This is a genomic window from Actinomycetota bacterium, assembly GCA_030774015.1.
Classification (GTDB): Bacteria; Actinomycetota; UBA4738; order UBA4738; family JACQTL01; genus JALYLZ01.
The window spans coordinates 1-2,309 of the sequence record JALYLZ010000056.1 but is presented as its reverse complement, the minus strand read 5'-3'; the positions used below and the strand labels follow the sequence as shown (position 1 = coordinate 2,309).

Below are 2,309 nucleotides of genomic sequence, written 5' to 3'. Positions count from 1 at the left end.
TGGGTGAGCAGGTCCTCGTTCGAGAACGCCGCCCACGTGTCCAGGGCGATCTCCCCTCCACCCGTGCTCCGGCCCCGGGGACGCTCGGTCTGGACCTTCCGACCCCCGAGCACCACCGAGCCGGTGGACCCCCCTGGGCTGGGTTGCCGACTTCCGCTTCGGCGGACGGGGAGGGGGGGACGTGGGTAGACGGCTCGCATCAATTGTCCTCGTGGTTTCAGTTCTCGTTGTGGGCACAGGATCCGCCGCATTCGCCCACAAGGTCTATCAGGGCTGGACGACCATGTGGGATCCCGGCAAGTGCCTCAAGGACAAGAGCACCATCGACCATCCCACCGTCAATGGCCAAGTCGTCTTCTACACTCTGGCCGAGACCTCGACCAAGCAGGACTACACATACCTGGGGGTCACCTACCACTGCTCACAGATCTGGACTCGCCCTGCCGGGTTCATCCGCATCCGATACAGCGTGTTCATGGATACCCCTTCCGGTAACGTCCTGTGCGCGGCCGTTAGCCAGGCCTACTGGGTCTACAACGCGGCGGAGGACTACAACCTGTCCTCTGGTGGCAGCCACGGCAACAACCTGACGCCGTGCGGGTCGGGTTGGTACTACACCCTGACTCGGGGACAGGTGTACGCGGACGATGACCTATGGCATCCCGGGTCGGCACTGTCCAGTGGCGAGCACTACTTCCCACCTTCGTAGGCAAGAGAGGGGACCAGGAGATGAAGCGTTGGCTCGCAGTTCTTGGTGTCACGGGGGTCCTGGGGACGTCAGCTGGGGTGGCGTCGGCGGCCCTGAGCTCGTCACCCTCCGATTGGGGTGGAGCGAACCAGACGCAGGGCGGGATCGTGAACAACTTCCCGGACGTGGTACCGGTCGCTGGTTCAACGGGAGCCATCATCGGATACACGAGCAACCCCCTCGTGTACGATTGGCCCGCCAGCGGCCCGGTCATCTACAGGACGGAGCAAGAGGCTGAGGCGAACCTCCCTGCCACCACGGCGGACCAAGAGCCGTAAGTTCAGGCTTTGGGCTCTCGCGGGGCTGGGGGGCCTGGGGATCGTGCTCGCGGTGGACGGGATTCTCGGGGCTGGTTGGCCTTGGACGATACTGGCGGGCGTAGCCTTGTACTTCGCCGCCTATGAGATCGCCGCCAAACGCGGCTCTTAGACGACCGATCCGTCCACGCCATCGCCGATCGCGCTCGGGACGCCTACGCCTTGGTCGAGGAAGGCCACGCGGCCGGGCTCCCTGCCAACCACCCGGTGATGCTTGCCGCCAAGCGCCTCCGGCTGGAACTGCTTCAAGTAAAGGGTGGCCTGGAGCGAGAACTGCTCACCTGGGTCCTCGATTGCCGCCGTTGCAACCGTAGCGTCCACTGGGCCGAGGGCGTCGGTCCAGAGCCGGGCCTGTGAGGTAGGCCGCTGGCTGGTCGGCAAGCTGTAGGCGGCCGGGCTCAGTCCCGCCGGTTTCCCGGCAGGTGCATCGTTCCGGCGCGTCGTGGCCCCGCTTCGCCAGCGGCCCCCTGTCAAACCGGGCATGCGGTTCTCCCGCACCCGGCTTCCCGACACCGTTCACCGCGAGGCATGCGCAGGCCCGTAGCGGACGCCTCCGCTGAGGCAGTACACCCCGAGGCTCTGGAACCACGCCGAGTCGTATCGGCTGCTCCAGCCTCGCCCCGAGCGTCCGTGCTTGGTGCTCGCGAAGATGGCCAGGCGTTCGTGGGCGTAGCGGTCGACGGAGGAGAAGCACCGGGCGGAGTTGCCCGAGCGGTAGTACGGAAGCCACCGCCTGAGCACCCGGCTGACGTTCTCGGCCACCGCCGGCACCGACAACCCAACGAAGCGTCGGTCCGTTGCAGCCCTGATCCGCTCCCGTATGGCCGCCATGGCCAGCCGGGACGGCCAGTGCTGCAGGTACCACCGACCCCGCCACCTCCAGGACTCCACCTTGTGGCAGTGAAAGCCCAGGAAGTCGAAGCCCTCCGCACCCTCGGTGAGGCAGACGATCCTGGTCTTCTCCGGGTTCAGCTGAAGCCCCAGAGGTCCAAGGATCGCCGCCACCCCGTGGGGTGCAATTATCGGGACACGCCGCTGACCAGGGAAGACGCGCCAGGCCCACCGATCGCTCCCACCGCGGTAGGAATAGGGACCGGACCGCTCTCCGGGGCGGCTCTCCGGCCGGGATCCCCCTGGCTACAACCTGATGACCTCGACGGTGCCGGCGACCGCCGCCAGCCGGCGGAGATCCCGTGGATCGCCGGTCAGCACGACGTCACCGCGCCGTGAAGCCCCGGCCACCA

The 2,309-nt window shown here is 67.0% G+C and carries 3 protein-coding genes; 1 reads left to right on the top strand and 2 read right to left on the bottom strand.

Going from position 1 to position 2,309, the window contains the following annotated elements; all coding sequences use genetic code 11:
• Nucleotides 1-229: 229 nt before the first annotated feature.
• Nucleotides 230-709, top strand: a complete 480-nt coding sequence (locus M3Q23_05720) for a hypothetical protein (GenBank protein ID MDP9341598.1) — start codon at nt 230-232, stop codon at nt 707-709.
• 464 nt (nt 710-1,173) lie between these two features.
• On the opposite strand, the gene M3Q23_05715 is transcribed toward M3Q23_05720, so the two are convergent.
• Nucleotides 1,174-1,386 carry a hypothetical protein gene (locus M3Q23_05715; GenBank protein MDP9341597.1) on the bottom strand — a complete coding sequence of 71 codons (213 nt, stop codon included), beginning with the start codon at nt 1,384-1,386 and terminating at the stop codon, nt 1,174-1,176.
• Nucleotides 1,387-1,581: 195 nt separating this feature from the next.
• Complete coding sequence (locus M3Q23_05710; GenBank protein MDP9341596.1) at nt 1,582-2,070, bottom strand: hypothetical protein; 489 nt, start codon at nt 2,068-2,070, stop codon at nt 1,582-1,584.
• Between the last annotated feature and the right edge of the window lie 239 nt (nt 2,071-2,309).